General features: G+C 72.2%; 2 protein-coding genes and 1 pseudogene. 1 reads left to right on the forward strand and 2 read right to left on the reverse strand.

The window, feature by feature from the left end; translation table 11 throughout:
* Together HW445_RS26010 and HW445_RS26015 are read right to left on the reverse strand one after the other, a co-directional pair.
* A pseudogene (locus HW445_RS26010) lies at positions 1-207 on the reverse strand (hypothetical protein); the annotation flags it as partial.
* Between the two features lie 42 nt (positions 208-249).
* Positions 250-1,407: a magnesium and cobalt transport protein CorA gene (locus HW445_RS26015; RefSeq protein WP_180223328.1), complete on the reverse strand. Its 1,158-nt coding sequence runs from the start codon at positions 1,405-1,407 to the stop codon at positions 250-252.
* A gap of 550 nt (positions 1,408-1,957) precedes the next feature.
* Between HW445_RS26015 and HW445_RS26020 the strand changes: the two genes are divergently transcribed.
* Complete coding sequence (locus tag HW445_RS26020) at positions 1,958-2,542, forward strand: suppressor of fused domain protein (RefSeq protein ID WP_180223329.1); 585 nt, start codon at positions 1,958-1,960, stop codon at positions 2,540-2,542.
* Positions 2,543-2,626: the final 84 nt, after the last annotated feature.

Raw genomic sequence — 2,626 nt, forward strand, 5'->3', positions numbered from 1 at the left:
CACCGCGTGCCCGCCGTCGGCCAGCCCCGGCAGCGGCTGCTCACCGGGCCCGTCGCCGACCAGGCAGACCGCGCCGTCGTGCCAGACGTGCCACAGCGCCCGGTCCACGCCGGGGACGTCGCCACCCTCCGCCCGCACCCACACCAGCGCGGACTTCTTCGCGGCCTCCTCGACGAGGGCACGGTCGAACAGCTCGGCAGTCGTCATGGCAGCAGCGTAGCGAGCCCGCGCGGAGCGGACCGTGGCCGCTCAGAGCCAGCCGTTGCGCTTCAGGGTGCGGTGGATGCCCAGACAGATCACGACCGTGATGCCCATGACCATGGGGTAGCCGTACTTCCAGCCCAGCTCCGGCATGTGCTGGAAGTTCATCCCGTACACCCCGCAGACCATGGTCGGCACGGCGATGATCGCCGCCCACGAGGTGATCTTGCGCATGTCCTCGTTCTGCGCGACCGACGCCTGCGCCAGGTTGGCCTGGAGGATCGAGTTGAGCAGCTCGTCGAAGCCGATCACCTGCTCCTGCACCCGGGCCACGTGGTCGGCGACGTCCCGGAAGTACTTCTGGATGTCCGGGTCGATCAGCCGCATCGGCCGCTCGCTGAGCAGCAGCATCGGCCGCAGCAGCGGGGCCACCGCCCGCTTGAACTCCAGCACCTCGCGCTTGAGCTGGTAGATCCGCCCCGCGTCCGTGCCGCGCGGCGCGCTGCCGCGGCGGCCGGGGGTGAACACCTCGGTCTCGACGTCGTCGATGTCGTCCTGCACCGCGTCCGCGACCGCGAGGTAGCCGTCCACGACGTGGTCGGCGATGGCGTGCAGCACCGCGGAGGGCCCCTTGGCCAGCAGCTCCGCGTCCTCCTCCAGCCGGCGCCGCAGGGCGCGCAGCGAGCCCTTGCCGCCGTGCCGGACGGTGATCAGGAAGTCCCGGCCGGTGAAGCACATGATCTCGCCGGTCTCGATGACCTCGCTGTCCGGGGTGAGCCGGTCGTGCTCGATGTAGTGGACCGTCTTGTAGACGGTGAAGAGGCTGTCGTCGTAGCGCTCCAGCTTGGGCCGCTGGTGGGCCTGGACGGCGTCCTCCACGGCCAGTGGGTGCAGCCCGAACTCGGCGGCGATGCCCGCGAACTCGCCCTCCGTGGGCTCGTGCAGGCCGATCCAGACGAAGCCGCCGTCCCGCCGCGCCGCGCGCATCGCCTCCTGCGGGCCGAGCGCGCCGTCGGAGGGCACGCGGCGCCCGTCGCGGTAGACCCCGCAGTCGACGACGGCGGACGGCGCGGGCGGGGCGGGAAGGACCGCGGGGTCGAGGTGGGCCAGGGCGGCCGCGCCGCGCCGGGACGGCCGGATGCGGACCGAGCGGGCGACACGCTGGGAGGGACGGACCGCTGCGCGCAGGTCTCGGATCATCGACATGGCGGGGCTCCTTCGCTTTCGGGCAACGAAAGGCCGTGCCGCCGCCGGCTGGAACCCCCCGGAACGAGGACGTGCGTGGCCATGTACCCGGCACGTCCGCAAAGCGGGGAGCACCGCACCGTGTCGCGGCGTCGGAGCTTTCGCTGCTGATGCAGATCGAAGAGATCGACAGAGATCAGGCAGACGAAACGAAGTGCTCTTCCCCGGCGCGAAGGGATGCGCCGCCGCTGCCGCGCCCGGAAGGGGAGCTGCGGGAGGGGTGGGAACGCCGGAGCCGCGTCAGCGGCCGGAAGAGCGGGTGGTACTGCACGGTCGACTTCGGTCCATCGCAGCCCCACCTCCTCCGGCCGGTCCCCCGTGAGGGACGATCCATTCCCCTGTGGGAGAGCGCGCGCGGCGGGCTCTCAGGGGGAGTATGACTGGCGTCGGGACTCGATCGCGACGCTTGGCGTGCTGTCCCGAACTGCGGCAAGACTATCAGCCGAGGTGACTGTCAAGGTGTCCGCTTGCCCACTCCTGGTGAGATCCAAACGAGTTCTATGCTCGCCGCATGGCTGATGTTCTTCCCCTGGTCGAGGCGCGTCTGCGGACGTCGCTGGGCGAACCCGACGCACGGGCCGCCGTCACCTTCCTCGGTACGGACCGCGTCGAGGTGCTCCGCTTCACCGAGGAGGACGTCGTCCGGTACGCCACCCTCGGCATGTCCGCGCACCCGATGAACGACCCCACGGCGATGGTCGCGGACCCGGTGAAGGGGCCGCGGGCGGAGCTGGTGCTCACCGTGCGGCGCGGGGTCGCGGACACCGCCAAGGTGCTCCGCCCGCTGGCCGTGCTCGCCGCGTCCCCCCAGGTGGAGGGGGTGGTGGTCGCGCCGGGCGGATCGCTGGACGTGGGGGAGCCGCTGTGGCCCGGGGCCCCCTTCACCTCCGTGCTGGTCGGCGAGCCGGGAGGGCTGGTGGAGGACCTGGAGCTGGACGAGCCGCTGGACCCGGTGCGGTTCCTGCCGCTGCTGCCGATGACGCCGAACGAGGCGGCCTGGAAGCGGGTGCACGGCGCGCAGGCGCTCCAGGAGCGGTGGCTGGCCCGCGGCACGGACCTGCGGGACCCGGTGCGCAGGTCCGTCGCCCTGGACTGAGTGACGGGGCGGGGCCGCCCCGGACCGGGTGACGGAAGTCACCCGTCCCGAGGATGCGGAACGGCCCGACGGATCGCCGTACCG

The sequence above is a fragment of the Streptomyces sp. UH6 genome (assembly GCF_013421635.1).
GTDB classification, from domain to species: domain Bacteria; phylum Actinomycetota; class Actinomycetes; order Streptomycetales; family Streptomycetaceae; genus Streptomyces; species Streptomyces abyssomicinicus.

Excerpts from the sequence above, each read along its gene's own strand:
- HW445_RS26015 (WP_180223328.1), bottom strand. The coding sequence starts at position 1,407 with ATGTCGATGATCCGAGACCTGCGCGCAGCGGTCCGTCCCTCCCAGCGT.
- HW445_RS26020 (WP_180223329.1), top strand. The coding sequence starts at position 1,958 with ATGGCTGATGTTCTTCCCCTGGTCGAGGCGCGTCTGCGGACGTCGCTG.